A 26475-nucleotide genomic window follows, 5' to 3' on the forward strand; every position below is an offset into this window, starting at 1 on the left:
GCCTCCCGGATGTCGGGCGTGCCCTGGTCGTGCGGGTCGCGTCGGTTTCGGTGTGCTGCGCGGTGACGCCGGTCGCGGTGCGGCCGTTCCCCATCATGCCCGTCGGGACGAGTGGCCGGGAGCCGTGAGGGTGGTCATGCGATGACCACCCTCACGTCGGCCCGTCAGCGGACGGTTCTGGCTGGGGCGGCCGGGCCGGGCGAGTCTCGTTCTCCGCAACCCCTGTCGGAGAAAGGACCACGTCATGTCCACCCTCGCCGGGCAACGGGCGGGCACCGCCGCCCCCACCGTCCTCACCCCTCGCCTCCGCCTGGTGCTGGTGGTGCTGCTCGCGGCCCAGTTCATGCTGGCCGTGGACTTCTCGATCCTGAACGTGGCGCTGCCGGTGATCGGCGCGGGTCTGGGCTTCCCGCTGGCGCGTCTGCAGTGGATCGGCACCTCGTTCGCGCTGTGCGCGGCCGGGTTCACCCTGCTGTCCGGGCGGGTCGCGGACCTGTTCGGCCGCCGTCGGCTGTTCCTCGGCGGGCTGGTGGTCCTCGGCGCGGCCTCGCTGGCGGGCGGGCTGGCACAGAGCCCCGAGGTGCTGATCGCGGCCCGCGTGTTCCAGGGCCTGGCCACGGCCGCGGTGACCCCGGCGGGCCTGTCGCTGCTGACCACGTCCTTCCCCGAGGGCCCGCTGCGGGAGAAGGCGCTCGGTCTCAACGGGGCGCTGATGTCGGCCGGTTTCACCACCGGCGCGATCCTCGGCGGGCTGCTGACGGACCTGCTGTCCTGGCGGTGGTCGTTCTTCATCAACGTGCCGGTCGCCCTCGCCGTCCTGCTGGTCGCGCCCGCCGTCGTCGCCGAGTCCCGGCCCGAGACGCGGCCGAGGCTGGACGTGCCGGGCGCCGTCACCGTCACGCTCGGTCTGCTGGCCGTCGTCCTCGGTCTCACCCAGGCCGGCGAACACGGCTGGGGCTCGCCCGCGGCCCTGCTGCCGCTGGCCGCCGGGGTGCTCCTGCTGCTCGTCTTCCGGGCCGTCGAACGCCGGGTGCCGGAGCCGCTGGTGCCGCTCGGTGTACTCGGCAGGCGGACGGTGGCCTGGGGCAATGTCGCCGGACTGATCGCGTTCGTCACGGAGACGTCCCTGGTGTTCCTGCTGACCCTCTACCTCCAGGAGGTGCTCGGCTTCTCCCCGCTGGCCGCCGGGCTGTCGTTCGGGGTGCTGGGCATCGGCACGGTCGTCGGCGGCGCGATCGCCCCGCGGGTCATCGGGCGGACCGGCGCGACGGCCGCGCTGGTCGCCGGCGGGCTCGTCCAGGCGGTGTTCACGGCGGCCCTGCTCGGCCTCGGCACCGGCCGTTCCTCGCTCTGGCTGCTGCTGGCCGCCACGTTCGCCGGGGGTGTGGGCAACATGCTGGTGATCGTCGGCTTCATGGTCACGGCGACGTCCGGTGTGGCCGACGGCGAGCAGGGGCTGGCCACCGGGTTGGCCACGATGACCCAGCAGATCGGGATCACCATGGGCACGCCGGTGATGAGCGCCGTCGCCACGGCCGCCATGTCCGGCGCGGGCGCCGCGGGTGTGCTTGCCGGACTGAAGACCGCGATCGCCGTGAACGCGGGTCTGGTCCTGCTCGGTGCCCTGGCCGCAGGGGTGTTCCTGCGGCGGCGGGTGCGCTGAGCGGCGGCCGCCTCCGCGCCGGCGCCCGAGGAGTTCCCGCTCATGGCCGAGACCGCGGCGCACGCCCGACGGATCGACGTCGAGCGGGACTCCTCCGGCGGCCTTACTGCCGTGCGGCCCGGCGCCCTGAGCGTCTCCCGGCTCAGTCCAGCTGGAGCCGGTCCGCCAGTCCCGCCTCCTCGAACGCCGCCACCACGTCGTCGCGGGTCTCGGTGAAGTGGGCCCAGCTGTCGCAGTGCGCCGGGACCACCCGGCGGGCGGCGAGCAGCCGGGCGGCGGTGGCCGTGCCCTCGCCGTCGAGGACGAGGAGGGCGTCGTCGAGGACGGGCATCCGGGGTGCGCCGGCGAAGAGGACGGCGGTGTCGACCGGGGCGTACCGGTCGGCGATCTCCTGGACCAGTTCCAGGGAGGCGTTGTCGCCACTGACGTAGACGCCGGGCAGGTCGGTGGAGGTCAGCAGGAAGCCGGTGACCTCGCCGACGAGCGGCTCGGAGCCCTTGGGGCCGTGCAGGGCCGGGGCGGCGGTCACGGTGACCGCGCCGCCGTCGGGGCGGGGCAGGTCGACGGACTGCCAGGGGGTGAGCGGCTCGGTGGTGCCGCCGAGCCGGGCGGCCGCCGCCGGGGTGGTGAGGGTGCGCGGGGTGGCGGCGAGCACGGCCCGGCCGGAGTGGTCGAGGTTGTCGGCGTGCTGGTCGTGCGAGAGCAGGACGACGTCCACCGGGCCGAGCTCGGCGGCACTCGTGCGGGGCGGGGCGGTCTTGGTGAGGGTGCGGCCGCTGGGGGACGGGTAGTCGCCGGGGTCGTCGAAGGTGGGGTCGGTGAGGAAACGGAGTCCGCCGTACTCGATGAGGACGGTGGGGCCGCCGAGGACGCGAACGGGAATCAGCTCACCGGAATCATCGGAGCGGGCAGCAGCCATGGCGGTACACCTCACGGATAGAAGGATTGTCATCCGTGATGGACGCTACCGGTCTCTCACGGATGAGGGCAAGCCGTACCATGAGAACCATGAGTCGAGTGACCCCCGTCGAACAGAGCGCGGAGCCGGCCCTGCCGCCCGCGCCCGGCGCCGCCCAACACCCCGCCCTCGACCTGGCCAACAGCGCGCTGGTCCTGCCGGGCGGACAGCGGGCGGACCTGCTCGACACGCCCGGCGCGGCCCAGCGCTGGCTGGTGGACCGCGGCCTCGCCCCGGCCGACGCCGAACTGCGCGACACATGCGCGAGCCGACTGCGCTCCCTGCGCGAGCGGATCCGCCCCCTGCTCGCGTCCCGCATCGAGGGCCGCCCCGCCCCCGCCGACGCCCTCGCCGCCGTCAACGAGGCCCTCACCCTCGTCCCGGCCGCCCTGCTGCTGCAGTGGTCGCCCGAGCACGGCCTGTACCGTTCGACGGCCCACCCCACCACCCAGATCGTCGAGCACGCCCTGGCCACCCTCGCCGCCGACGCCGCCGAACTGCTCACCGGCCCCGACGCCGACCGCCTCACCGCCTGCGGCTCGGCGCCCTGCAACCGTTACCTGCTCCGCCACGGCCGCCGCCACTGGTGCTCCACCCGCTGCGGCGACCGCGCCCGCGCGGCCCGCGCCTACGCCCGCCGGACGGGGCGTACCGAGGAGGACTGAGCGAAACCGGCCGGAGACCCGCCACGCCGTCGTCAGCACCCCCGGCGGACCCTACGTATTGTAGGTTCCCAACCGCCAGCGGTCGCAGGGCTGTTCATTCGTCTGTTCATCGGGGGATCCCATGCAGGGCACGGAAACGAAAGCCGGCGGGGAGGTCTGTGTGCGCAGTCTGGCGCCGACCCTGATCCTGCTGGCCGTCAGTCTTCTCGTCGCCGCCGTCGGCGTGTACGAGCTGTGCGGGTTCGGGCTGCACAGCCTCGACCGGCGGCCGCATCTGTTCAGCGACGGCCTCGCGACCGGCGGGGTGATCGTCGCCGTGGTCGCGGCCGGCGCGGCGGTCGGCAACCTGGCCTGGCACCTGGCGGCGGCCCGGCGCGGCGAGGGAAGCGCCGGGTAAGAGGCGCGGCACGGGAAGGGCCGGGTAAGAGCGGTTGTCGGTACGCTCCTCTCCCGAACACCGCCCGACCGGGCTACCTTACAGACTGTAGGGTCAGGATGGCCCCGGCCGGGGCCGTCCCGTCCCCCTTCCCCCTCAAGGTGACCAGTCACCATGCCCGCTCAAGCGCAGACCCTGCCCTCCCCACAGGTCCCCGCACAGCGCGGCACGCGCCGCGCGCCGCAGCTGCCCGTGCCCGGCCCCCGCCTGCGTGCGCGGGCGGCCTCGGCCACCGTCTGGTACCTGCGGCTGATCGCCGTCTTCAACATCATCGCGGTCATGTCGCTGCCGTTCCGCAAAGAGGTGCAGGAACACAACGACGGCAAGCTCTTCACCGCCCGCCACGTGCATGCGCACGTGCACCACGCCGGTCAGTTCTTCACGCCGTACCTGGCCACCGCGGGCCTGGTCTCGGCCGCGGCGGCGATCTTCCTGGCGCTGGTGATGCGGCGCGGGAAGCGGGCCGCCTGGGTCGTCAACCTGCTGTGCGCGGGCCCCCTGTTCGTGCTGTACGCCCTCGCGCTCACCCAGCACCCGTTCCGCGACCACGCCTTCAACTGGGTCTCCACCGCCCTCACCGGCCTCTTCGTGGCCGCGCTGCTGGTCGGCCGCCGTGAGTTCAACGCCGTCGGCGACCCCTCCAACCCCAAGCTCGCCCTCGCCGTCGGCGCCGGCGGGATCCTGGTGACCGGCGGTGTCGGCACGCTGCTCGTGCACGCCACCAACAAGCTGCCCCACGCCCCCTGGGGCGAAGAGCTCGCCTACACCCTGCTGCGCGGCATCAGCGTCGGCCCGCTCGCCGACCGGGTCGACTCCGTGCACGCGCCCCGCTGGGCCGACATCGTCGTCAACGTCCTGCTCGCCGCGGCCTTCTGCCTGGTCCTGTACGCCTGCTTCCGCTCCCCGCGCGGCCGGAAGCTGCTCACCGAGGAGGACGAGGCCCGGCTGCGGGCCCTGCTGGAGAAGCACGGCGCCCGGGACTCCCTCGGCTACTTCGCGCTGCGCCGCGACAAGGCCGCCGTCTTCTCCCCCACCGGCAAGGCGGCCGTCACCTACCGCGTGATCGGCGCGGTCTCCCTCGCCTCCGGCGACCCGATCGGCGACCCCGAGGCCTGGCCCGGCGCCATCGACGCCTGGCTCACCGAGGCCCGCCGGCACGCCTGGACCCCGGCCGTCATGGGCGCCGGCGAGGAAGCCGGCACGATCTACGCCCGGCACGGCCTGGACGCGCTGGAGCTGGGCGACGAGGCGATCGTGGACATCGCGGACTTCACCCTCGAGGGCCGGGCGATGCGCGTGGTCCGCCAGGCCCACAACCGGGTCAAGCGGGCCGGCTACACGGTCCGCATCCGCCGCCACGAGGACATGCCCGCCGAGGAGATGGCCCAGCTGATCGAGTGCGCCGACCGCTGGCGCGACGGCGCCACCGAGCGCGGGTTCTCCATGGCCCTCGGCCGGCTCGGCGACCCGGCGGACGGCCGCTGCGTGATGCTGGAGTGCCGCGACGCGAACGACGAACCACGCGCCCTGCTCAGCTTCGTCCCCTGGGGCGAGCACGGCCTCTCGCTGGACCTGATGCGTCGCGACCGCGACTGCGAGAACGGCCTGATGGAGTACATGGTCGTGGAGCTCCTGCTGCGCGCAAAGGAACTGGACATCAAGCGGGTGTCGCTGAACTTCGCGATGTTCCGCTCGGTCTTCGAGCGCGGCGCCCGCCTGGGCGCGGGCCCGGTGCTGCGCCTGTGGCGCTCCACTCTCACCTTCTTCTCACGCTGGTGGCAGATCGAGTCCCTCTACCGCGCCAACGCCAAGTACCGCCCGGTGTGGGAGCCGCGTTTCCTGTTGTTCGCCAAGAGCAGCGACATCCCGAGGATCGGCCTGGCGAGCGCCCGCGCGGAGGGCTTCCTCACGCTGCCGGGGATGGGCGGCCGGAAGTCCTGAGCCGCAGCGACCCGCCACCCACGGACCCACACCCGGCGACGGCCGTACCGGCGCCGCTCATCCACCCACGGTAAAACCGATCACCGCGCCGCCCCCCTCCCGCCGGAAGGCGAACGGCGCTCCCCCGTGCGCCATGGCGACCTCCCGGACGATGGACAGACCCAGCCCGGACCCCGGCAGGGAGCGCGCGTCCGCGGCGCGGTAGAAGCGGTCGAAGATGCGGATCAGGTCGCCCTCGGCGATACCCGGCCCCCGGTCCAGCACCTCCACCCGCACGGTCCCCGGCCGCACCGGCCCGGTGATGCTGAGCTCGATGGGCCCCTTCCCGTCCCGGTCGAACTTGGCCGCGTTCTCCACCAGGTTCGACATGGCCCGCTGCAGCATCCCGGGCCGCCCGTCGGTCGTCGTGTCGCCGCTGGTGCGCAGCACGATCTCGCGTCCGGTACGGCGTTTGGCGAGCCCCACGACGTCCTCGGCGATGTCGGCGAGGTCCACCCGCTGCGGCGGCTCGGTGTCGGACTGCCCGGCCGCGAGGTCGACCAGCTCGTTGACCAGGTCGGTCAGCTCGCGCGCCTCCTGGGTGAGGTCGGCGACCAGGTCGTCACGCGTCGCGGGCGGGAGTTCGTCGATGCGGCGCAGTAGCGAAATGTTGGTGCGCAGGGACGTCAGCGGGGTGCGCAGCTCGTGTCCCGCGTCCTGCACCAGCCGCCGCTGGTCCTCCTCGGACTGCGCGAGCCGGCCCAGCATGCGGTCGAAGGCGCGGCCGAGGCGCCCCACCTCGTCCAGCCCGGCCACCGGCACCTCGATGCCCAGCCGGCGGGTGCGGGCCACGTCCTCCGCGGCGGAGGTGAGCATCACCAGGCGCCGGGTGATCCGGCGGGCCAGCCACCAGCCGAACAGACCGGCCGCCACCACGACCGCCGCCATCAGGATCAGCGTCCGCTGCTGCAGCGTCCGCAGCAGATCCTCGGTGTCGCTGAACTCCTGCGCGACCTGGACCGCGCCCCGACCGTCGCCGAGCGAGACGGTGGCGATGCGGAACAGGTCCCCGTCCACCGGTACGTCCTTGTGCTCGACGACCTTCCCGGCCGTCGTCGCCAGCGCCATCGCCTTGTCACGGGAGGTGACGGGCAGACTCGGGTTGCCGTGGTCCACGATCTGGCCCTGCGCGCCCAGCACCTGCACATCGGTGCGGGCGGGCCGGACCAGGTCGTGCCCGGGACGGGAGGAGGAGAAGTCCTCGGGGACCATCTCGTGCTGCCGTACCTCACCCTGGACGTCCTGCACGACCTGCGTGAACACCGACTGCTGGTCGACCCGGACGAGCCGCGCGGCGCTGCCGTACGACAGGATGCCGACGAGGATCGTGACGGCGGCGGTGACGGCCGCGAAGGAGACGGCGAAGGTGGTGCGCAGGGAGACCAGCTTGGGCCGGCCGGGCGCCAGCAGCCGCCGCAGCCGGCCCATCTAATCCTCCCGGAGCACGTAACCCACGCCCCGCACGGTGTGGATCAGCTGCGGGGCGCCGGGCTCGTCGAGCTTGCGACGCAGGTAGCCGACGTAGACGGCGAGGTTCTTCGAGCCGGGCCCGAAGTCGTACCCCCAGATGCGGTCGTAGATCGTGGAGTGGTCGAGGACGATGCCCGCGTTGCGCACGAGCAGCTCCAGCAGCTCGAACTCGGTGCGGGTCAGCTCCAGCTCGCGCTTGCCGCGCCAGGCCCGGCGGGCCTGCAGGTCCATGCGGATGCCGGCGGCCTCGACCTGCCGGTCGGAGAGCTGGGGCTCCCGGCCGCCGTTCTCACCGCCGGCGGCGCCGCCGCCCACGGGCACCGGGCTGGTGCGGCGGAGCAGGGCGCGCAGCCGGGCGAAGACCTCCTCGACGTCGAACGGCTTGACCACGTAGTCGTCGGCGCCGGCGTCGAGGCCCGCGATGCGGTCGGCGGTCTCCACGAGCGCGGTGAGCATGAGGATCGGGGTGCGGTCGCCCTCGGCGCGCAGCACGCGGCACACCTGGAGGCCGTCGATCCCCGGCATCATCACGTCGAGCACGAGGACGTCCGGCGGCGTCTTGTGGGCCTGCGCCAGCGCCTCGACGCCGTCGGCCACCGCCGTCACCTCGTACCCTTCCAGGGTCAGGGCACGCTCCAGGGCGTGGCGGATGGCACGGTCGTCTTCAGCGAGCAGCACAGTCTGGGGCACGCACCCAGTCTGCCAAGGCCTTCGGCCGTTCGGTCGGGGCGAGCGGACCTACGATCACCCTTTTTACCCCCCTCTCACCGTCACACGGGCAACCCGGCCCGCCGCCCTACCGTCTTCTCACCCTGGCCGAGCGCCGGGGTCTGGGCGCCGAGCCGGGCGAGCTGTTCCTCGAACGGCACGACCGGCGGCTCGGCCTCCCGCTCCGGCGCGGCCGCCCGCAGCCCCGTCATCAGGCCGGCCAGCTCCCCCGCCGCCCGCTCGATCCGCCCGGCGAGCCCTTCCTCGCCCCAGTCCTCCGACGCCGCGTACACCCCCGTGGGGACGATCACGGCCCGCAGATGGGCGAACAGCGGCCGCAGCCCGTGCTCCAGCACCAGCGAGTGCCGGGCCGTACCGCCGGTGGCCGCGATCAGCACCGGCTTGCCCACCAGCGCGTCCTTGTCCAGCACGTCGAAGAACGACTTGAACAACCCGCTGTACGACGCCGAGAACACCGGTGTGACGACGATCAGCCCGTCGGCCCCCGCCACCGCCTCCTGGGCGGCGGCGAGGCCCTTCCCGGCGAACCCGTTGGTGAAGTTGTGCGCGATCTCGACAGCGAGATCCCGCAGCTCGATCACCTCGATGCCGACCGGCGTCCGCCGGTCCACCGCGGCGGCCAGCCGGTCGGCCAGCAGCCGGGTGGAGGACGGGACGCTCAGTCCCGCGGACACGACGACGAGCTTCATGCGGCGGTCACCTCCTTGGACGCCTTCAGGGAAGCGTGGGTCGGCGCCTCGGGAACGTCCGCCGGGCGGCCGCTCGCGAACTCCTTGCGCAGCACGGGCACGACCTCCTCGCCGAGCATGTCGATCTGCTCCAGCACGGTCTTCAGCGGCAGCCCGGCGTGGTCCACCAGGAACAGCTGGCGCTGGTAGTCACCGGCGTACTCGCGGAAGGACAGGGTCTTCTCGATGACCTGCTGCGGGGTGCCGACGGTCAGCGGGGTCTGGTCGGTGAAGTCCTCCAGGGAGGGCCCGTGGCCGTAGACCGGCGCGTTGTCGAAGTACGGGCGGAACTCGCGCACCGCGTCCTGGGAGTTCCGCCGCATGAACACCTGGCCGCCCAGGCCGACGATCGCCTGCTCGGGCGTGCCGTGCCCGTAGTGGGCGAACCGGGTCCGGTACAGCTCGACCATGCGCTTGGTGTGGTCGGCGGGCCAGAAGATGTTGTTGTGGAAGAAGCCGTCGCCGTAGTAGGCCGCCTGCTCGGCGATCTCCGGGGAGCGGATGGAGCCGTGCCAGACGAAGGGCGGTACGCCGTCCAGCGGGCGCGGCGTGGAGGTGAAGCCCTGCAGCGGGGTGCGGAACTTGCCCTCCCAGTCGACGACGTCCTCGCGCCACAGGCGGCGCAGCAGGGCGTAGTTCTCGATGGCGAGGTCGATGCCCTGCCGGATGTCCTGGCCGAACCAGGGGTAGACCGGCCCGGTGTTGCCACGGCCCATCATCAGGTCGACGCGCCCGTCGGCCAGGTGCTGGAGCATCGCGAAGTCCTCCGCGATCTTCACCGGGTCGTTGGTGGTGATCAGGGTGGTGGACGTGGAGAGGACCAGCTTCTCCGTCCGCGCCGCCACGTATCCGAGCATGGTCGTCGGGGACGACGGCACGAACGGCGGGTTGTGGTGCTCGCCGGTGGCGAAGACGTCCAGGCCGGCCTCCTCGGCCTTGAGCGCGATGGCGACCATGGCCTTGATCCGCTCGCGCTCGGTCGGCGTGCGCCCCGTGGTGGGGTCCGGCGTGACGTCGCCGACCGTGAAGATCCCGAACTGCATGGCCGTTCACCCTCCAGATTGTTGACGGTTCAACTATATCCGCCTGAACGGTCACCCCGGCCGGGTTATTCCGGACCCCCGCGAGCCCTCGCTCCCAAGGTCAGGGCACGAGAACCAGCCGCCCCCGCACCCCGCCCTCCGCGAGCCGCGCATGCGCCTTGGCCGCCTCCTCCAAGGCGTACGTCCGATCCACCCGCAGCGTCAGCACGCCCTCGTCCACCAGCCGGACCAGCTCCGCGAGCTGCGCACCGTCGCCCCGCACCCACACGTTCGCCATCCGCACCCCACGCTCCGGCTCGGGCAGCGCCCCGTCACGGACCGCGACGAACGCGCCCCCGTCCCGCACCCACGCCAGCGCGGGCTCCCCCAGCACAGCGGCGTCCAGCACCGCGTCCACACTCCCCGGCTCGGCCCCGTCCGCCGTGAAGCGCGCGGCACCCAGCGAGCGCACCAGCTCCTCGTCGCCCGCCCGGGCATGCCCGGTCACCTCGATCCCCCGATGCGCGGCCAGCTGCACCGCGAACCCGCCGACCGCACCCGCGGCCCCGGTCACCAGCAGCCTGTCGCCCGGCGCGAGGCCCAGCAGGTCCAGGGCCTGCAGCGCGGTCAGCCCGTTCAGCGGCAGGGTGCCCGCGTGCACCGCGTCCACCGAGGCGGGCGCCGCGGCCACGGCCTCCGCGTCCACGACGACGTACTCGGCATGAGCGCCCAGCGGATCCGCGACCCCCGCCACCAGCGCCACCACCGGATCGCCGGCCTCCCAGGAGGCGGGCGCACCCACCGCGTCCACCGTGCCGGCCACGTCCCAGCCGAGCCCGAGGGTCTTGCCGGCCCCGCCGAAGACGCCGGCACGCACGGCCGCGTCCACCGGGTTCAGCGCACCCGCGGCCACCTTGATCCGCACCTGCCGCTTCCCCGGCTCCGGCACCGCGACGTCCGCGATCTCCACGCTCTCCGGCCCGCCGAACGCCCGCACCACAGCAGCACGCATGACAACTCTCCCCAATCACAACCCAGTTGATGACTTCACGGCACCGTTCCGCCGCACCGCCAACCGTAGGAGAGCTACTATCCATGAGAAAGTAGTTACCTCAGAGTGCGTAGCTGCCCCGAAGGGAAGAGCCCATGGCGACCATGACCGCCGCCGAGCGCCGCGAGCAGGCCCGCGCCGACTATGACGCCTTCCTCCGCGAATGCCCCTCCCACCAGCTGCTCGGCCGGCTCAGCGACAAATGGGTCAGCCTGGTCATCGCCGCCCTGTCCGGCGGCACCAAGCGCTACAGCGACCTCGGCCGCACGATCGCCGGCGTCAGCCCCAAGATGCTCACCCAGACCCTGCGGACCCTCGAACGGGACGGCATCATCAGCCGCACGGTCACCCCGTCCGTCCCCGTCCGCGTCGACTACGAGCTCACCCCGCTCGGCAGCAGCCTCGCCGGCCTGCTGACCGCCGTGAAGGACTGGGCCGAGACCCACTTCGAGGAGGTACGGACGGCCCGCGAGCGCTACGACGCGGAGGACCCCGCCTGACCGGCGAGGCGAGGCCGGGCGGGGCCGAGCCGCGCCGGGCCCGGCCTGGCGCCTGGCGGGGTCGGGCTGGGCCTCAGAAGGCGTACGAGTCCCCCGTGTCCAGCACCAGCACCTGCATCCGGTCGTTCGCGTGATCCCTGTCCGTCGTGCCACCGACCCACGCCGCGCCGACCTCCAGCGTGACCTCCGACGGCTCCTCCTTCAGCCGCACCGGCACATCCAGCCGCTCACCCACCCCGCTCGCGGCCAGCCGGCCCGTCCCGCACACCACCGTCCGGTCGTCCTCCCGGGCACACCGCGCGGGCAGCTGCTGTTCCCCGGCCAGCGGCACCGACCAGCGCAGCCGCACGGTCGCGTCCGGCACGGCCGCCGGGCCGCTGTTGCGCGGGGTCAGCCTGACCACCACCGTGTCGCCGTTCATCACGGCGGTTCCGTGAAAGGCGAGGTCGGCCTCCGGCACGGGCTCCGGGGCGGCCACGGCGGCCCCCGCCCCCAGCACCACACCGGCCAACGCCCCCGCCACGCCCCAGGTCCGCATCCGCACGCCGCTCACCACTCCACACATCCGATCCGACTGCCGTACGGATGTATGCCACGCGGACCGGCCACCAGGCGCCGTCCAACAGGTGACGTCCAAAGAGGCGACAGGCCGCGCCCGGGCTCCCGCGCGCCGCATGCCAAGCTGCTGACCATGTCGATCCTCCGCTCCGCCGCCCTGTTCGTCGTCGCCGCAGTCTTCGAGATCGGCGGCGCCTGGCTGATCTGGCAGGGCGTACGCGAGCAGCGGGGCTGGCTGTGGATGACCGGCGGGGTCCTGGCCCTCGGCGCGTACGGCTTCGTCGCCACCTTCCAGCCGGACGCCCACTTCGGCCGCATCCTGGCCGCCTACGGCGGCATCTTCGTCGCAGGCTCACTGCTCTGGGGTGCGATCGCGGACGGCTACCGCCCCGACCGCTACGACATCGTGGGCGCGCTGATCTGCCTCGCCGGGATGGCCGTGATCATGTGGGCCCCGAGGAACGGCGCCTGAGCCTCACTTACGCTGGACGGAGCCCCGCCACCCGACCCTCCCCGAGGAGCTGCCCATGGCCCCCGCCTCCCGCATCGCCGTCGTCACCGGTGCGAGCAGCGGCATCGGCGCCGCCACGGCCCGGCAGCTCGCCGCGGCCGGCTACCGCGTCGTCCTCACCGCCCGCCGCAAGGACCGCATCGAGGCACTCGCGGAGGAGCTGACCACGGCGGGCCACTCGGCGGTCGCCTACCAGCTGGACGTCACCGACCGCGCGGCCGTCGACGAGTTCGCCACGGCCTTCCAGACCATCGGCGTCCTGGTCAACAACGCGGGCGGCGCCCTCGGCGCGGACCCCGTCGCCACCGGCGACCCGGCGGACTGGCGCACGATGTACGAGACGAACGTCATCGGCACCCTGAACCTCACCCAGGCCCTGCTGCCCAAGCTGGTGGCGAGCGGCGACGGCGTGGTGGTCGTGGTCTCCTCCACCGCCGGCCACGGCACGTACGAGGGCGGTGCCGGTTATGTCGCCGCCAAGCACGGCTCCCACGTCCTCGCCGAGACCCTCCGCCTGGAGATCGTCGGCCAGCCCGTCCGGGTCATCGAGATCGCCCCCGGCTTGGTGAAGACGGAGGAGTTCGCCCTGACCCGCTTCGCCGGCGACGAGGCGAAGGCGTCCAAGGTCTACGAGGGCGTGGCCGACCCCCTCACGGCCGACGACGTGGCGGAAACCATCACCTGGGCGGTCACCCGCCCGAGCCACGTCAACGTCGACCTGCTCGTCCTGCGCCCCCGCGCCCAGGCGTCCAACACCAAGATCCACAGGGAGCCGTGATGCCCGAGTCTCCCGAGACCCCCGTCTCCGCCGACTCCCTGGAACAGCGCCGCCTGGCCCAGGAGACCAGGGACGAACGCAAGGTCTGGTACTTCCTGGGCTACTTCCTCTTCGGCATCCACATCGTGGCCTTCGTCATGATCTACGCGGTCCGCCACGCGAAGTGACCCACGATCAACCCACACGGGCGAGAGCCCGACTGGACAGGCTGAGGGGCGCAGCGAACACTCGCCGCGCCCCTCACCGCACCTAGCCCTTCACGCAGACGACCTGCTTGAGCTTCGCCACGACCTGCACCAGGTCCCGCTGCTGGTCGATGACCTGGTCGATCGACTTGTAGGCGCCCGGGATCTCGTCCACGACGCCGGAGTCCTTGCGGCACTCCACACCTCGGGTCTGCTCCTCCAGGTCCTTCGTGGAGAAGCGCTTCTTGGCCGCGTTGCGGCTCATCCGCCGACCCGCGCCGTGCGAGGCCGAGTTGAAGGCCTTCTCGTTTCCCAGGCCCTTCACGATGTACGACCCCGTGCCCATGGAACCCGGAATGATCCCGTACTCGCCGGAGCCGGCGCGGATCGCGCCCTTGCGGGTCACGAGCAGGTCCATTCCGTCGTACCGCTCCTCCGAAACGTAATTGTGGTGGCAGGAGATCTCCGGCTCGAAGGTCGGCTTGGCCTTCTTGAACTCCTTGCGGATCACGTCCTTCAGGAGCGCCATCATCAGCGTGCGGTTGTACTTGGCGTACTCCTGCGCCCAGAACAGGTCGTTGCGGTAGGCCGCCATCTGCGGGGTGTCCGAGACGAAGACCGCCAAGTCACGGTCGACCAGACCCTGGTTGTGCGGGAGCTTCTGGGCCACGCCGATGTGGTGCTCGGCGAGTTCCTTGCCGATGTTCCTGGAGCCGGAGTGGAGCATCAGCCACACGTCACCCTGCGAATCTATACAGAGCTCTGTAAAGTGATTCCCCGATCCGAGCGTCCCCATCTGCAAAGTCGCCCGCTCCCGCCGGAACTTCACAGCATCGGCGACCCCGTCGAACCGCCCCCAGAACTCACCCCACCCAGCGGTCGCCAGACCATGGAAGTCCCCCGGCTCCACGGGATCCGCGTGCATCCCCCGTCCCACCGGAATCGCCTGCTCGATCTTCGACCGCAGCCGCGACAGGTCACCCGGCAGATCATTGGCCGTCAGCGACGTCTTCACCGCCGACATCCCGCACCCGATGTCCACCCCCACCGCCGCCGGGCACACCGCGCCCCGCATGGCGATGACGGAGCCGACCGTCGCGCCCTTGCCGTAGTGCACGTCGGGCATCACGGCCAGGCCCTTGATCCAGGGAAGGGTCGCCACGTTCTGGAGCTGGCGCAGAGCCACGTCCTCGACCGTCGCCGGGTCGGTCCACATCCGGATCGGGACCTTCGCGCCCGGCATCTCCACGTACGACATACGTTCCTCATTCCCCCGAAAACGACAACAAAGGACTTACGCAAGGCTTATAGGCGACAAAAAGAAAAGTGAGACCAGGGCCGGTGAAAGCGGACAAGGAACCGGCGGCCACAGCAGCGCGTGCGATACACATTGTCTCCAGGGGACGCCCCGCTGCGGCAAGCGAATAACCAGCGGGGACACTTGAGCACCGAGCGAGCGCACACCCGAGAGGAGCCCGACCGTGCAGCGGAAGGCGTACGTAACCGGCACCGCCGCCCTCCTCGCGGCACTGCTGCTGGCCGGCTGCTCGAGCGGCTCGGCGAGCGACAGTACGACGGACAACGCCAATCCGGGCGCCGCCGGTTCGGCCACGGCCGTCGCCCAGCCGGGCAAGTACCGCACGCTCCCGGAGCCGTGCGGCGCGGTCGGTCACGACACGCTGGACTCGTTGCTGCCCGGCATCAAGCAGATCGCCGATCCCGCCCAGCGGGACAAGGCCTATCAGGGGCAGGCCGCCCTCACTTACGACACCGATCGCAAGGTCGGCTGCCGCTGGAAGGTGGAGTCCGCGGATGCCACCGACCGCCTCTCGGTCGACTTCGAGCGCGTGGTGTCCTACGACAACACGGTCAGCGACGACGATCAGGCGAAGAACCTGTTCGAGGGCGAGGAGTCGGCCGCCGACCTCCCCGCGCCGACGCCGACGTCATCGCCTTCACCCAGTGGCTCGCCCTCGTCCAGTGAGTCCCCCTCGTCCTCTGCGAGTGGCGGCGCCACTCCTTCAGGATCGCCTTCCGGCTCCCCCTCCGGTTCCGCCGCGGCCGATCTGCAGCCGCGCGTGCTGTCGGATCTCGGTGACGAGGCGTATATCGACGACCAGCTCGGTTCGTCCGGTTCGACCGTCGAACAGCGGACGGTGACTGTGGTGTTCCGCACGTCCAATGTCGTCGTCACCATCGAGTACGAGGAGCAGCCGACGGCGGTCGGAACGGTCCCGGACAGCAAGGAAATGCAGGACAGGGCCCGTAAACTGGCCTCTCAACTGGACGACGCGCTGGGCGGTTGACGGCCTCGGGCGTCGCTCGCCGTGCCGTGCGCAAAGCGCCCGAACGGAAACCGCACAGCTCCTTCACCGCGTACCGTGGGCCCCCGCAGGAACCCGCACGAACACAAAGCGTCATGAGTGAAGGAACCATGCAGCGAGCAGCCCAGCGAGACGACCGTGCCAAGCGAGGAATGCGTGGCAAGCGCCTGAGCCGTGTGCTTGTCTGCGCGGCAGCCGTGCCGGCGGTGCTGATCACCGCCGCCTGTTCGTCGGACTCGGGCGATGCCAAGGGCAAGGGCTCCGACGGCGGCGCGCAGCAGTCCGCGGGTGGGAGCACCAAGCCCTCGGCGAGCGCGTCCCCGACCGTGCAGGCGGCCGCGTACACGAAGCTGCCCGATGCGTGCGCGGTGCTGTCGAAGAAGACCCTGACGGATCTCGTACCGAAGGACACGTCGGGCAAGAAGGGCAGTTCGGACGATCCGTCGTCGCGTGCGTCGTGCTCGTGGAGCAGCCTGGACAACAACGGGGTGAAGGGCTCGCAGTTCCGGTGGCTGAACGTGTCCCTGCTCCGTTTCGACTCGGACAGCACGCGCGGTGCCGGTGACACGCAGGCCCACACGTACTTCGGGCAGCAGGTCAAGGACGCCGCGGCGGTGGCCGGCGCACAGAACGCCAAGGAGATTCCGCTGTCCGGCACGGGCGCGGAGGCGACGGCCGTGCGCTACGACCTGAAGAAGAAGGAAGGTCTGTTCAAGCAGCAGACGGTGGTCGCCCGGGTCGAGAACGTGGTGGTCACGCTCGACTTCAACGGCGCCGGTCTCGCGGGTGAGAAGACTCCGGACGCCGACGACCTGACGAAGGCCGCGGAGGGCGCGATCAAGGAGGTGGTCGGGGCGGTGTCGTCCGCCAACGACGGCTCGTCGTCGGGGGGTTCCGCGACGTCGGCTCCGTCGAAGTCGGCTTCCCCCTCGAAGTCCGCCTCCACGTCCCCGTCCAAGTCGGCCTCTTCCACCGCTTCTCCGTCCAAGTCGGCCGCGGGGAAGGGCTGACCCGGGGGCTGATGCCCTGACCGGTACCACGTTCGCCGTTCGCGTGTGCCACCCTGTTGCGCGCAACAACTGGCAAGGGGAGGGGAGTACGCGTGGCCGCGCCACCGCAGCTGTCTCGGATGCACCGCGTTCTCATCGGCGTGGTCGTGAGCGGCGCCTTGATCATCGCCGGGATCGGCTTCGCCGGCTCCTATGCGGCCGTCCGGGCGCTGGCGTTCAAGAAGGGTTTCGGGAACTTCTCGTATGTGTTCCCGGTGGGCATCGACGCGGGCATCTGTGTCCTGTTGGCCCTGGACCTGCTTCTGACCTGGATCCGTATCCCCTTCCCGCTGCTGCGTCAGACGGCGTGGCTGCTGACGGCGGCGACGATCGCGTTCAACGGCGCGGCCGCCTGGCCGGACCCGCTGGGCGTCGGCATGCACGCGGTGATCCCGGTGCTGTTCGTGGTCGCGGTGGAGGCGGCCCGGCACGCGATCGGGCGGATCGCGGACATCACGGCGGACAAGCACATGGAGGGCGTCCGCCTGACCCGCTGGCTCCTCTCCCCCGTCCCCACCTTCCTCCTCTGGCGCCGTATGAAGCTGTGGGAGCTGCGTTCCTACGACCAGGTGATCAAGCTGGAGCAGGAACGTCTCGTCTACCAGGCCAGGCTCCGTTCCAGGTTCGGCCGCGCCTGGCGCCGGAAGGCTCCGGTGGAGTCCTTGATGCCGTTGAGGCTGGCGAGGTACGGCGTGCCGTTGGTGGAGACGGCCGCGGCGGGGCTTGCGGCGGCGGGCATAGAGCCGACTCTGATACCTGCCGTGGCTTCGGGTGGTCGTCCCGCTGGGGCGGCGCTCGTCCCTCATCAGGCGGCACCTTCCGGCGAGCAGCGCCCGGAACTGACCGGCGAGAGCCCCGGGCGGCCGGGGAGCGTCGAGCCGGACGAGAGCCCCTGGTTCCAGACCCCGCGCCAGGTCGACTACCACGGCGGCTACGACCCCGCCTACGACCCGATGATGCAGGAACCCCAGTACGCTCCCGACGAGCAGTACGAGGAGTGGTACGAGGACCAGCAGCCGGCGGACTTCCAGCAGCCCTCTTCCGAGGAGACCGGCAGCTTCCCCATTCCGGTGGGCCCGAACCGCACCCGGGAGCTGGGCGAGGGCGGTGGCCCCCCGGAGCCGGACGAGGAGGCCTACTACCAGGTCTTCCGCCAGTCGATCGACGGCAGCTACCCCACGCCCCGGGTCCTTGGCGACAACATCCAGGCGACGTTCGGGACGACGCTGAGCCCCAGCGAGCTGAAAGCCCTCGCGGAGCGCTTCCAGCAGCGCCACTCCGCGGAACTCGAAGAAGACCACATCGCGTGACGCGCAGGAGGCCGTGACGCGTACGAGGAGGGGGCGCCCGGTGTCACCGGGCGCCCCCTCCTCGTACGTCGCGGCCTACTCCCCGAGCAGCCGCCGCACCCGCTCCTGCCCCACCGCGAGCAGCAGCGTGGGCAGGCGCGGCCCGGTGTCCCGCCCGACGAGCAGGTGGTAGAGCAGGGCGAAGAAGGACCGCTGAGCGGTCTTGATCTCGGGCGGCAGCTCCTTCGGGGTGGCGTCGGCCGGGAACCCGGCCTGCACCTTGGGCACGCCGTAGACGAGGTGGGTCAGTCCGTCGAGCGACCAGTGCTCGGCGAGTCCGTCGAGCAGCAGCCGTACGGACTGCTGGGAGGCCTCGTCGAGGGACTTCAGGAGCTCGGCGTCGGGCTCGTCGCGCACGATGGTCCGCTGGTCGGCGGAGACGTGCGTGTTGATCCAGGCCTCGGCCCTGTCGTACCGCGGCCGTGCCTCGTCGAGGGACGCGAGCGGCCGCTCCGGGTCCAGCTCGGAGAGGATCCGCAGCGCCTGGTCCTCGTGGCCGGCGGTGATGTCGGCGACCGAGGCGAGCGTGCGGTACGGCAGCGGGCGCGGCGTCTTCGGCAGCTCACCGGCGGCCGTGCCGACCGCGCGGGTGTAGGCGGCGATGTCGGCCGGCAGGGCGGAGCCGTCGGCGACCTTTCCGGCGAGCTTGTCCCACTCGTCGTAGAGCCGCTGGATCTCCTGGTCGAAGGCGATCTTGAAGGACTGGTTGGGCCGGCGGCGGGCGTAGAGCCAGCGCAGGATCTGCGGCTCCATGATCTTCAGCGCGTCGGCGGGGGTCGGGACCCCGCCGCGCGAGGAGGACATCTTCGCCATGCCGCTGATGCCCACGAAGGCGTACATGGGTCCGATGGGCTGCTTGCCGTCGAAGATGCCGACGATCTGGCCACCGACCTGGAAGGAGGAGCCCGGCGAGGAGTGGTCGACGCCGCTCGGTTCGAAGACGACGCCCTCGTAGGCCCAGCGCATCGGCCAGTCGACCTTCCAGACCAGCTTGCCGCGGTTGAACTCGCTGAGCCGGACGGTCTCGGTGAAGCCGCACGCGGTGCAGGTGTAGGCCAGCTCGGTGGTGTCGTCGTCGTACGAGGTGACGGTCGTCAGGTCCTTCTCGCAGCTGCCGCAGTACGGCTTGTACGGGAAGTACCCGGCGGAGCCGGAGCTGCCGTCGTCCTCGGACGCGGCGCCCGAGCCCTCCTCGGCCTCCAGCTCGGCCTCGTCGACGGCCTTCTGCTGCTGCTTCTTCGGGGCCTTCTTCGTGCGGTACTGGGCGAGGATCGCGTCGATGTCGCCGCGGTGCTTCATGGCGTGCAGGATCTGCTCGCGGTAGGCGCCGGAGGTGTACTGCGCGGTCTGGCTGATGCCGTCGAACTCGACGCCCAGCTCGGCGAGCGAGGCGATCATGGCGGCCTTGAAGTGCTCGGCCCAGTTCGGGTACGACGATCCGCGCGGCGCCGGCACGGAGGTGAGCGGCTTGCCGATGTGCTCGGTCCAGCCGTCCTCGTCGACCCCGGCGATGCCCTTGGGCACCTTGCGGTAGCGGTCGTAGTCGTCCCAGGAGATCAGGTGCCGGACCTGGAATCCGCGGCGGCGGATCTCGTCGGCGACGAGGTGCGGGGTCATGACCTCGCGCAGGTTGCCGAGGTGGATCGGGCCCGACGGCGAGAGTCCGGACGCGACGACGACCGGTTTGCCCGGGGCCCGGCGCTCCGACTCCTCGATGACCTCATCCGCGAAACGGGAGACCCAGTCGGTGGTCTCGGTGCTCTGAGCCACGATCGGCACGTCCTTCTTTCTGAACGGGGTGGCACTCCGTCTGATCGGGGTGACACTCCATTCTCACAGACCGGGATGCGACGGCGAAAACGGCTTTACCTGCCGTGGGATACTGGCTGGGTCTATCCATCCCCACGAGGAGAACGGCACCCATTCCTATGGCCTCGGTCACGTCCCTCAACGACAACGTCCAGCAGCACCTCGCGTCCGCCCTCTCGGCCACCCTGCCGGAGGCCGCCGGCGCGGACCCGCTGCTGCGACGAAGCGACCGGGCCGACTTCCAGGCCAACGGGATCCTTGCGCTGGCCAAGAAGGCGAAGGCGAACCCGAGGGAGCTGGCGACGCGGGTCGTCTCCCAGGTGGTGACGGGTGACGAGCTGATCAAGGACGTCGAGGTCTCGGGCCCCGGCTTCCTGAACATCACGATCGCGGACCGGGCGATCACCGCGAACCTGGCCGCGCGGTACGCGGACGAGACGGGCCGCCTCGGCGTGCCGACCGCCGAGCGGCCGGGCACGACGGTGATCGACTACGCGCAGCCGAACGTGGCGAAGGAGATGCACGTAGGTCATCTGCGGTCGGCGGTGATCGGCGACTCGGTGGTCCAGCTCCTGGAGTTCACCGGCGAGAACGTGATCCGCCGCCACCACATCGGCGACTGGGGCACTCAGTTCGGCATGCTCATCCAGTACCTGGACGAGCACCCGCACGAGCTGGACCACAAGGCGTCCACCGAGGACACGGCGGCTTCGGGCGAGGAGGCGATGTCGAACCTCGACCGCCTCTACAAGGCCGCGCGGAAGCTGTTCGACTCCGACGAGGAGTTCAAGACGCGGGCCCGCCGCCGGGTGGTCGACCTCCAGGCCGGCGATCCGCGCACCCTGGCCACGTGGCAGAAGTTCGTGGACGAGTCGAAGATCTACTTCTTCTCCGTCTTCGAGAAGCTGGACATGGAGATCAGCGACCCCGACATCGTCGGCGAGTCCGGCTACAACGACATGCTGGCCGAGACGTGCCGGTCGCTGGAGGAGTCGGGGGTGGCCGTCCGCTCGGAGGGCGCCCTGTGCGTGTTCTTCGACGACATCAAGGGCCCGGACGGCAACCCGGTCCCGCTGATCGTCCAGAAGTCGGACGGCGGCTACGGCTACGCGGCGACGGACCTGTCCGCGATCCGTGACCGCGTCTTCAGCCTGAAGGCGAACACCCTGCTCTACGTGGTGGACGCCCGCCAGGCCCTGCACTTCAAGATGGTCTTCGAGACGGCGCGGCGGGCCGGCTGGCTGAACGAGGACGTCACCGCCTTCCAGCTGGCCTTCGGCACGGTCCTCGGCAAGGACGGCAAGCCGTTCAAGACGCGTGAGGGCGAGACGGTCCGCCTGGTCGACCTCCTCGACGAGGCGATCGACCGCGCCTCGGCCGTCGTACGGGAGAAGGCCCAGGACCTGTCCGAGGAGGAGATCGCCGAGCGGGGTGCCCAGGTGGGCATCGGCGCGGTGAAGTACGCGGACCTGTCGACGTCGGCGAACCGGGACTACAAGTTCGACCTGGACCAGATGGTGTCCCTGAACGGTGACACGTCCGTCTACCTCCAGTACGCCTACGCCCGGATCCAGTCCATCCTCCGCAAGGCCGGCGAGACCCGCCCGGCCGCGCACCCGGAGCTGGAACTGTCCGACGCCGAGCGCGCCCTCGGGCTGCACGTCGACGCCTTCGCGGCGACGGTGGCGGAGGCGGCCGGCGAGTACGCCCCGCACAAGCTGACGGCGTACCTGTACCAGCTGGCGTCCCTGTACACGTCCTTCTACGACAAGTGCCCGGTCCTGAAGGCCGAGACGCCGCAGCAGGTGGAGAACCGCCTCTTCCTGTGCGACATCACGGCCCGCACTCTGCACCGGGGCATGGCCCTGCTGGGCATCCGGACGCCGGAAAAGCTCTGACGCACGCCTTCCGGGTCTGTCCCTGGGCAGCGTTTTCCTCGGCAAGCCGGCGCGCATGGCGCTCCAGGGCCTGTCGTACCGAGTCCGGCTGGAGGACTCGGAGGGGTGAGCCCAGGGTGAGGAGGTAGCGGGCGAGGCCGTCCGGGTCGGGGCCGCCGATGTCGATGACGGTGGCATCGGGGCCGTCGGGGCGGTGGGTGCCGATCGTGGCGGGGACGAGTCGGAGTGCCTCCCGCATGGGCAGCGGGAGGCGGATGGTCGCGGACAGGGGATAGGGGCCGTTCGCGATGTTGCGGGAGACCAGCTGGGCGGGGTCCGGCGGGTCGGTGAGGTCGGCGGGGTGGCCGGTCGGCTGGAAGCGGTCGATACGGTCGGCGCGGAAGGTGCGCCACTGGCCCCGGGCCACGTCCCGCGCGACGACGTACCAGCGCCGGGCGGCATGGACGAGTCGGTAGGGGTCGACGTCCCGGACCGTGGTCCTGCCCTCCCCGTCGGTGTACGACAGCCGGGCGCGCTCGCGACGCCGGCACGCCACGGCCAGTTCCAGCAGCAGGCCCGGTCGCATCTGCGGTCCGTCGGGGCCGGGCAGGCGTACGAAGGCGTCGTCCAGGTCGCCGAGGCGGTCCGCGATGTGCCTGGGCAGCACCTGACGCAGCTTCAGCAGCGCCGAGAGGGCCGCCTGGTCGCCGCCGAGCGCGTCGCTCAGCGCGGCCTCGCGCAGGCCGACCGCCACGGCCAGCGCCTCCTCGTCGTCGAGGATCAGCGGCGGAACGCGGGAACCTGCGCGGAGGCGGTAACCGCCCCAGGGGCCGGCCTCCGAGTCGACGGAGTAGCCGAGGTCCCGGAGCCTCGCTATGTCCCGGCGGACCGTACGGTCGGTGACCTCCATGCGCTCCGCCAGTTCGGTGCAGGTCCAGGAGGGACGGGAGGACAGCAGGGACAGCAGGCGGAGGAGGCGGGCGGAGGAGCTGAGCACGGCGGGAAGTCTGGCACAGGATCGACATGACCAGGACCGGAACTGTCCTGGTCATGCCCTAGCGTCCTCCTCATGACCACAGAGACCTCGTCCACACCTGCGTTCCGCTACGCCGCCGTCACCTTCGACTGCTCCGACCCCGCCGAAATGGCCCGCTTCTACGGCGAGTTGCTCGGCATGTCCGTCCTCTTCTCCAGCGACGACTTCGTCTTCCTCGGCAAGGAGGGCTCGACCGGCCTCGGCTTCAACCGCCTCGCCGACTACCGCCGGCCCACCTGGCCGGACCCGGCCCAGGAGAAGCAGGCGCACATCGAGCTGGGCGTGGACGACCTGGACGCCGCCGAGAAGCGGTTGCTCGAACTGGGCGCGGACAAACCCGAGTTCCAGCCGGGCGGGGAGCGGTGGCGGGTGCTGCTCGATCCTGCCGGGCACCCGTTCTGCATCACGACACTGGTTTGACACGAGGGCTCTGTGAGTGTCCGCCCCGTCACGTTGGCTGCTCTCCCCTCCCCTCCCAAGTGACCGTTGGGCCGCTCGTCAACGCCGGGAGAGCAGAACGCCGGCTCCGGTCAGTTGTTGATGAGGGTGTCGTGAACGGGATCGCGGCGTGCTCGGCGTCCCCGGCGGTCGCCGCGTGGTGTTCGTTGGGGCCACAGCAGCACGTACGCCGCCGCGCCGATGCAGAACGCCAGGCGGACGAAGCCCCGGGTGGAGGCCGACGGGATCACCAGCGCGCTGCCGTAGAGGGAGATCAGCGCGATCCAGCTGACCCACGGGACCAGGCGGCGTTGGCCGATGGAGTCCCAGAGCAGGGTGCCCAGGAGGACCGAGGCGTTGTAGTAGGTGTACACGCTGGGGTCGAGGAGGATGCGGGCGTCGGCCGCCAGGAAGACCACCGCCGGCCAGCGGCCCCGTCGTACCGCCAGGGCGCCCAGGCCCATGCCGAGCGCCATCTGGGCGGGGCGGTCCCACCAGGGGGTCGCGGGGTCGTCCACGCCGAACCAGCGCAGGGAGGACGCGGGTTGGTTGGGGATGGTGAAGCGGGCCGCGTGCAGGGTTTCCAGGTGGGTCAGGTAGAAGGGGAGCCAGGCTGCCGCCACCAGGGCCACGGTCCAGGTGGCGGAGCGCAGGCGGGACGGGCGGGGCAGGGCGAGCAGCAGCGGCAGGAAGCCGACCGCCCAGGGTTTGGAGTCGACCGCCAGGGCCAGGAAGACGCCCACCGCCGTCGCCTTGCCCCGGACCAGTGCGCGGACCGCGAGCGTGGTGAAGAACAGGGCCAGGACGTCGTCGAGGTGGGCGAAGCGGACCGCGACCTCGACCCACATGGGGATGAAGGCCGCCCCGGCGACCAGGACGCGTTGCTGGAGGCGTCTGTGGTTGACGCCTGTGCCGAGGTAGTGGTCGGCGGCGGCGCGGCCGATGAGGACGAGCATGTACAGGCCGAGGCCCGACATGAACGCGTCGGCCAGCTTCTCACCCAGGTCGGGCGGGAAGGGGGCGAAGAGTCCGGCGACCAGGAAGCTGACGGGGCCGATCTGCAGCTGGGGGTGGTTGGCGTAGAGGGCGAGGCCGCCACCGGAGGCCTGGCCGAAGAGCAGCTGTTCGCCCTGGCGCAGATAGTGCCAGGACACGGCCGCGTGGCGCTCGGCCACCGCGAACCAGACGGCCGTCCACAGGGTGAGCAGCACGATGTGCCACCGCACCGGGTAACGCCCGATCCGCACGTTCCTCCGTCCTTCCCGTCACGCCGGTCACCGTGTCCACGCCCATCACAACACCATCCGGTAAGAGCGGCTGCGGGCCCCCTGGGTTCATCGCAGACGCAGCTCAACGGCGTTGTCAGTGGCGGGCCTTACAGTCACGGGCATGGCGACTCTTCCCAACCCGCTGCCCAGGCTGGCCACCGACCCCAGCGGCCGTTCCCTCGGACTTCAGCTGCCGCCCGGCAGGCTCGTCGACCTGACGTACGACGGCCCCTGGCACGAACCCCTGCTGTGGCACGCGCAGAAGCCCGCCGCGCCGGGCACATGGATGGCGCTGGGCGCTCCGGCGGCGCGCGCCGGTCTGCTGCCGGTGCTGGTGGACCTGGCCGCCTCGCGGGGCGGCATGGCGGACTGGGTGCTGCTGCCCGGCGAGACGTCGTACCCGGGCGATCACGACGCCGAGGACGTCCTGGCGGAGTACTGGGAGGAGGAGACGGAGGACGGCGAGCTCGCGGAGGAGATCGATCCGTTCGGGGACCGGTGGCCCGGCCTCGCGCCCGCCCACGCCGCCCTCTGCGCGGACCCGGACACCCGCGCCGCCCAGGTCGCCGACGTGCTGGCCCGCGATCCGGGCCCGGAGGTCGAGCAGGCGCACCTCGCCCTGGTCCCGGCCCGCCGGTCCGCCGACATACCGGCGGCGATCGGCTGGACCGGGCCGGTGAACTACGAGAGCGACGTGGCCCGGATCTGCGCGGTGCTGCGTTCCTGGGAGGACCGGTTCGGCATACGGGTGGTGGCCCTCGGCCTGGACACCCTCGTCGTGTCCGTGGCGGCCCCGCCGACCACACAGGAGGACGCCGAGGCGGTGGCGGCGGAGCACTTCGCGTTCTGCCCGGACAACGTCCTGCAGGGCGAGCGGGACACCCTCCGCGGGTACGCGAAGGACCTGATCGGCGCGCCCGCCTGGACCTTCTGGTGGGACTGACCCCACCTCCGTAGACGTGCGGCCCCCGGGCCGGCCCCAGTCCGGGCCGGCCCGGGGGTCACAGCGTGTCCGCACTCCGGCTCAGCGCAGCTTCTGCGCCGCCTCGGTCGCCCAGTAGGTGAGGATGTTCCGCGCCCCGGCCCGCTTGATGCCGGTCAGGGTCTCGAAGATGGCGCGGTCGCGGTCGACCCAGCCCTTCTCGGCGGCGGCCTCGATCATCGAGTACTCGCCGGAGATCTGGTAGGCGGCCACAGGCACGTCGACGGCGTCCGCGACCCGGGCGAGGATGTCCAGGTACGGCCCGGCCGGCTTGACCATGACCATGTCCGCGCCCTCTTCCAGATCGAGGGTCAGCTCCCGCAGGGACTCACGCCAGTTGGCGGGGTCCTGCTGGTAGGTCTTGCGGTCGCCCTGGAGCGAGGAGGCGACGGCCTCGCGGAAGGGGCCGTAGAAGGCGGACGAGTACTTGGCGGTGTAGGCGAGGATCGCCACGTCCTCGCGCCCGATCTGGTCGAGCGCGTCGCGGACGACGCCGATCTGGCCGTCCATCATCCCGCTGGGCCCGACGACATGGGCACCGGCGTCGGCCTGCACCTGGGCCATCTCGGCGTACCGCTCCAGGGTCGCGTCGTTGTCGACGCGGCCCTCGGCGTCCAGGACGCCGCAGTGCCCGTGGTCGGTGAACTCGTCCAGGCACAGGTCGGACATGACGAGCAGGTCGTCGCCGACCTCGGCCCGCACGTCGCGCAGAGCGACCTGCAGGATCCCGTCCGGATCGGTGCCCGCGGTCCCGAGGGCGTCCTTCTTCCCCTCCTCCGGCACACCGAACAGCATGATCCCGGAGACCCCGGCCTGCACGGCCTCCAGCGCGGCCTTCTTCAGGCTGTCGCGGGTGTGCTGGACGACTCCGGGCATGGCGGCGATCGGCACGGGCTCGCCCACGCCCTCCCGGACGAACGCCGGGAGGATGAAGTCGGCCGGGTGCAGGCGCGTCTCGGCGACCATGCGGCGCATGACGGGCGACGTGCGCAGCCGCCGGGGACGCGTACCGGGGAAGGATCCGTACTTCGTCATGCCTTCTACGCTACGCCCGCCCGGCCCCCGTCTTTGCCGACGCCGTGTCGGCCCGGTCACCGGCTCATAGGCAG

The 26475-nt window shown here is 71.4% G+C and carries 26 protein-coding genes; 14 read left to right on the top strand and 12 right to left on the bottom strand.

Going from position 1 to position 26475, the window contains the following annotated elements; all coding sequences use genetic code 11:
* Nucleotides 1–244 precede the first annotated feature (244 nt).
* Nucleotides 245–1663 (top strand): MFS transporter, encoded by a 1419-nt coding sequence (locus SRB17_RS17620; protein WP_153539512.1) that lies wholly within the window; start codon nt 245–247, stop codon nt 1661–1663.
* 142 nt (nt 1664–1805) lie between these two features.
* On the opposite strand, the gene SRB17_RS17625 is transcribed toward SRB17_RS17620, so the two are convergent.
* Nucleotides 1806–2582, bottom strand: a complete 777-nt coding sequence (locus SRB17_RS17625; RefSeq protein WP_153539514.1) for an MBL fold metallo-hydrolase — start codon at nt 2580–2582, stop codon at nt 1806–1808.
* 80 nt (nt 2583–2662) lie between these two features.
* On the opposite strand from SRB17_RS17625, the gene SRB17_RS17630 reads away from it, so the two are divergent.
* The 3 genes from SRB17_RS17630 (at nt 2663) to SRB17_RS17640 (ending at nt 5663) form a co-directional block, all read left to right on the top strand.
* Complete coding sequence (locus tag SRB17_RS17630; protein WP_153539516.1) at nt 2663–3286, top strand: CGNR zinc finger domain-containing protein; 624 nt, start codon at nt 2663–2665, stop codon at nt 3284–3286.
* A gap of 160 nt (nt 3287–3446) precedes the next feature.
* Nucleotides 3447–3683 carry a hypothetical protein gene (locus SRB17_RS17635; RefSeq protein WP_323375779.1) on the top strand — a complete coding sequence of 79 codons (237 nt, stop codon included), beginning with the start codon at nt 3447–3449 and terminating at the stop codon, nt 3681–3683.
* 153 nt (nt 3684–3836) lie between these two features.
* Nucleotides 3837–5663, top strand: coding sequence for a phosphatidylglycerol lysyltransferase domain-containing protein (locus SRB17_RS17640; protein WP_153539520.1), 1827 nt, complete (start codon nt 3837–3839; stop codon nt 5661–5663).
* Nucleotides 5664–5720: 57 nt separating this feature from the next.
* Here SRB17_RS17640 and SRB17_RS17645 read toward each other — a convergent pair whose 3' ends face one another.
* From SRB17_RS17645 to SRB17_RS17665, 5 genes are all read right to left on the bottom strand, one after another.
* Nucleotides 5721–7130 carry a sensor histidine kinase gene (locus tag SRB17_RS17645; RefSeq protein ID WP_153539521.1) on the bottom strand — a complete coding sequence of 470 codons (1410 nt, stop codon included), beginning with the start codon at nt 7128–7130 and terminating at the stop codon, nt 5721–5723.
* Nucleotides 7131–7850, bottom strand: a complete 720-nt coding sequence (locus tag SRB17_RS17650) for a response regulator transcription factor (protein WP_323375831.1) — start codon at nt 7848–7850, stop codon at nt 7131–7133. It lies immediately after the preceding gene.
* Between the two features lie 92 nt (nt 7851–7942).
* Nucleotides 7943–8590, bottom strand: coding sequence for an FMN reductase (locus tag SRB17_RS17655; RefSeq protein ID WP_153539522.1), 648 nt, complete (start codon nt 8588–8590; stop codon nt 7943–7945).
* On the bottom strand, nt 8587–9672 hold the full coding sequence (locus SRB17_RS17660; RefSeq protein WP_153539524.1) for an LLM class flavin-dependent oxidoreductase: 1086 nt from the start codon (nt 9670–9672) through the stop codon (nt 8587–8589). The genes SRB17_RS17655 and SRB17_RS17660 overlap by 4 nt, the downstream gene beginning before the upstream one ends.
* A gap of 100 nt (nt 9673–9772) precedes the next feature.
* Nucleotides 9773–10663, bottom strand: a complete 891-nt coding sequence (locus tag SRB17_RS17665; RefSeq protein WP_153539526.1) for an NADP-dependent oxidoreductase — start codon at nt 10661–10663, stop codon at nt 9773–9775.
* Between the two features lie 134 nt (nt 10664–10797).
* On the opposite strand from SRB17_RS17665, the gene SRB17_RS17670 reads away from it, so the two are divergent.
* The gene (locus SRB17_RS17670) at nt 10798–11202 is read left to right on the top strand and encodes a winged helix-turn-helix transcriptional regulator (protein ID WP_153539528.1); all 405 of its coding nucleotides are present in this window, start codon (nt 10798–10800) and stop codon (nt 11200–11202) included.
* Between the two features lie 73 nt (nt 11203–11275).
* Here the strand turns inward: SRB17_RS17670 and SRB17_RS17675 are convergent, their stop codons facing one another.
* Nucleotides 11276–11740, bottom strand: coding sequence for a hypothetical protein (locus tag SRB17_RS17675; RefSeq protein WP_153539946.1), 465 nt, complete (start codon nt 11738–11740; stop codon nt 11276–11278).
* Between the two features lie 153 nt (nt 11741–11893).
* Here SRB17_RS17675 and SRB17_RS17680 point away from each other — a divergent pair, with 153 nt between their 5' ends.
* From SRB17_RS17680 to SRB17_RS45435, 3 genes are read left to right on the top strand one after another with little or no spacing between them, the layout of a single operon-like run.
* A complete protein-coding gene (locus tag SRB17_RS17680; protein WP_153539530.1) occupies nt 11894–12232 on the top strand; it encodes a YnfA family protein in 339 nt (112 codons plus the stop codon).
* A gap of 55 nt (nt 12233–12287) precedes the next feature.
* Nucleotides 12288–13049, top strand: coding sequence for an SDR family NAD(P)-dependent oxidoreductase (locus SRB17_RS17685; protein WP_153539532.1), 762 nt, complete (start codon nt 12288–12290; stop codon nt 13047–13049).
* On the top strand, nt 13049–13216 hold the full coding sequence (locus SRB17_RS45435) for a hypothetical protein (RefSeq protein WP_194294033.1): 168 nt from the start codon (nt 13049–13051) through the stop codon (nt 13214–13216). The genes SRB17_RS17685 and SRB17_RS45435 overlap by 1 nt, the downstream gene beginning before the upstream one ends.
* Before the next feature lie 82 nt (nt 13217–13298).
* Here SRB17_RS45435 and SRB17_RS17690 read toward each other — a convergent pair whose 3' ends face one another.
* Complete coding sequence (locus SRB17_RS17690; protein ID WP_153539534.1) at nt 13299–14492, bottom strand: RtcB family protein; 1194 nt, start codon at nt 14490–14492, stop codon at nt 13299–13301.
* A gap of 223 nt (nt 14493–14715) precedes the next feature.
* On the opposite strand from SRB17_RS17690, the gene SRB17_RS17695 reads away from it, so the two are divergent.
* The 3 genes from SRB17_RS17695 to SRB17_RS17705 all read left to right on the top strand — a co-directional run bounded on the left by SRB17_RS17695 (nt 14716) and on the right by SRB17_RS17705 (nt 17917).
* Complete coding sequence (locus SRB17_RS17695; RefSeq protein ID WP_323375783.1) at nt 14716–15540, top strand: DUF3558 domain-containing protein; 825 nt, start codon at nt 14716–14718, stop codon at nt 15538–15540.
* A gap of 113 nt (nt 15541–15653) precedes the next feature.
* Complete coding sequence (locus tag SRB17_RS17700) at nt 15654–16568, top strand: DUF3558 domain-containing protein (RefSeq protein WP_194294034.1); 915 nt, start codon at nt 15654–15656, stop codon at nt 16566–16568.
* A 119-nt stretch (nt 16569–16687) separates the two neighbouring features.
* A complete protein-coding gene (locus SRB17_RS17705) occupies nt 16688–17917 on the top strand; it encodes a DUF2637 domain-containing protein (RefSeq protein ID WP_153539536.1) in 1230 nt (409 codons plus the stop codon).
* Between the two features lie 75 nt (nt 17918–17992).
* On the opposite strand, the gene lysS is transcribed toward SRB17_RS17705, so the two are convergent.
* A complete protein-coding gene (lysS, locus tag SRB17_RS17710) occupies nt 17993–19735 on the bottom strand; it encodes a lysine--tRNA ligase (protein ID WP_323375785.1) in 1743 nt (580 codons plus the stop codon).
* A gap of 149 nt (nt 19736–19884) precedes the next feature.
* On the opposite strand from lysS, the gene argS reads away from it, so the two are divergent.
* Entirely contained in the window at nt 19885–21663 is a 1779-nt protein-coding gene (gene argS, locus SRB17_RS17715) for an arginine--tRNA ligase (protein ID WP_153539538.1), read from the top strand.
* Here the strand turns inward: argS and SRB17_RS17720 are convergent.
* The gene (locus SRB17_RS17720; protein ID WP_323375787.1) at nt 21599–22639 is read right to left on the bottom strand and encodes a YafY family protein; all 1041 of its coding nucleotides are present in this window, start codon (nt 22637–22639) and stop codon (nt 21599–21601) included. The two genes, argS and SRB17_RS17720, sit on opposite strands and share 65 nt — an antisense overlap.
* 72 nt (nt 22640–22711) lie before the next feature.
* Between SRB17_RS17720 and SRB17_RS17725 the strand changes: the two genes are divergently transcribed.
* Nucleotides 22712–23098 carry a VOC family protein gene (locus SRB17_RS17725; protein WP_153539540.1) on the top strand — a complete coding sequence of 129 codons (387 nt, stop codon included), beginning with the start codon at nt 22712–22714 and terminating at the stop codon, nt 23096–23098.
* Between the two features lie 110 nt (nt 23099–23208).
* Here the strand turns inward: SRB17_RS17725 and SRB17_RS17730 are convergent, their stop codons facing one another.
* Nucleotides 23209–24363: a hypothetical protein gene (locus SRB17_RS17730; RefSeq protein WP_323375789.1), complete on the bottom strand. Its 1155-nt coding sequence runs from the start codon at nt 24361–24363 to the stop codon at nt 23209–23211.
* Between the two features lie 142 nt (nt 24364–24505).
* Here SRB17_RS17730 and SRB17_RS17735 point away from each other — a divergent pair, with 142 nt between their 5' ends.
* On the top strand, nt 24506–25327 hold the full coding sequence (locus SRB17_RS17735; RefSeq protein WP_153539542.1) for a DUF4253 domain-containing protein: 822 nt from the start codon (nt 24506–24508) through the stop codon (nt 25325–25327).
* A gap of 81 nt (nt 25328–25408) precedes the next feature.
* Here the strand turns inward: SRB17_RS17735 and hemB are convergent, their stop codons facing one another.
* Complete coding sequence (hemB, locus tag SRB17_RS17740; protein WP_153539544.1) at nt 25409–26401, bottom strand: porphobilinogen synthase; 993 nt, start codon at nt 26399–26401, stop codon at nt 25409–25411.
* Between the last annotated feature and the right edge of the window lie 74 nt (nt 26402–26475).

The organism is Streptomyces sp. RB17 (genome assembly GCF_009604455.1).
In the GTDB taxonomy this organism is placed as follows: domain Bacteria; phylum Actinomycetota; class Actinomycetes; order Streptomycetales; family Streptomycetaceae; genus Streptomyces.

Excerpts from the sequence above, each read along its gene's own strand:
- SRB17_RS17620 (WP_153539512.1), top strand. The coding sequence starts at position 245 with ATGTCCACCCTCGCCGGGCAACGGGCGGGCACCGCCGCCCCCACCGTC.
- SRB17_RS17625 (WP_153539514.1), bottom strand. The coding sequence starts at position 2,582 with ATGGCTGCTGCCCGCTCCGATGATTCCGGTGAGCTGATTCCCGTTCGC.
- SRB17_RS17630 (WP_153539516.1), top strand. The coding sequence starts at position 2,663 with ATGAGAACCATGAGTCGAGTGACCCCCGTCGAACAGAGCGCGGAGCCG.
- SRB17_RS17640 (WP_153539520.1), top strand. The coding sequence starts at position 3,837 with ATGCCCGCTCAAGCGCAGACCCTGCCCTCCCCACAGGTCCCCGCACAG.
- SRB17_RS17645 (WP_153539521.1), bottom strand. The coding sequence starts at position 7,130 with ATGGGCCGGCTGCGGCGGCTGCTGGCGCCCGGCCGGCCCAAGCTGGTC.
- SRB17_RS17655 (WP_153539522.1), bottom strand. The coding sequence starts at position 8,590 with ATGAAGCTCGTCGTCGTGTCCGCGGGACTGAGCGTCCCGTCCTCCACC.
- SRB17_RS17660 (WP_153539524.1), bottom strand. The coding sequence starts at position 9,672 with ATGCAGTTCGGGATCTTCACGGTCGGCGACGTCACGCCGGACCCCACC.
- SRB17_RS17665 (WP_153539526.1), bottom strand. The coding sequence starts at position 10,663 with ATGCGTGCTGCTGTGGTGCGGGCGTTCGGCGGGCCGGAGAGCGTGGAG.
- SRB17_RS17670 (WP_153539528.1), top strand. The coding sequence starts at position 10,798 with ATGGCGACCATGACCGCCGCCGAGCGCCGCGAGCAGGCCCGCGCCGAC.
- SRB17_RS17675 (WP_153539946.1), bottom strand. The coding sequence starts at position 11,740 with ATGCGGACCTGGGGCGTGGCGGGGGCGTTGGCCGGTGTGGTGCTGGGG.
- SRB17_RS17680 (WP_153539530.1), top strand. The coding sequence starts at position 11,894 with ATGTCGATCCTCCGCTCCGCCGCCCTGTTCGTCGTCGCCGCAGTCTTC.
- SRB17_RS17685 (WP_153539532.1), top strand. The coding sequence starts at position 12,288 with ATGGCCCCCGCCTCCCGCATCGCCGTCGTCACCGGTGCGAGCAGCGGC.
- SRB17_RS45435 (WP_194294033.1), top strand. The coding sequence starts at position 13,049 with ATGCCCGAGTCTCCCGAGACCCCCGTCTCCGCCGACTCCCTGGAACAG.
- SRB17_RS17690 (WP_153539534.1), bottom strand. The coding sequence starts at position 14,492 with ATGTCGTACGTGGAGATGCCGGGCGCGAAGGTCCCGATCCGGATGTGG.
- SRB17_RS17700 (WP_194294034.1), top strand. The coding sequence starts at position 15,654 with ATGAGTGAAGGAACCATGCAGCGAGCAGCCCAGCGAGACGACCGTGCC.
- SRB17_RS17705 (WP_153539536.1), top strand. The coding sequence starts at position 16,688 with ATGCACCGCGTTCTCATCGGCGTGGTCGTGAGCGGCGCCTTGATCATC.
- argS (WP_153539538.1), top strand. The coding sequence starts at position 19,885 with ATGGCCTCGGTCACGTCCCTCAACGACAACGTCCAGCAGCACCTCGCG.
- SRB17_RS17725 (WP_153539540.1), top strand. The coding sequence starts at position 22,712 with ATGACCACAGAGACCTCGTCCACACCTGCGTTCCGCTACGCCGCCGTC.
- SRB17_RS17735 (WP_153539542.1), top strand. The coding sequence starts at position 24,506 with ATGGCGACTCTTCCCAACCCGCTGCCCAGGCTGGCCACCGACCCCAGC.
- hemB (WP_153539544.1), bottom strand. The coding sequence starts at position 26,401 with ATGACGAAGTACGGATCCTTCCCCGGTACGCGTCCCCGGCGGCTGCGC.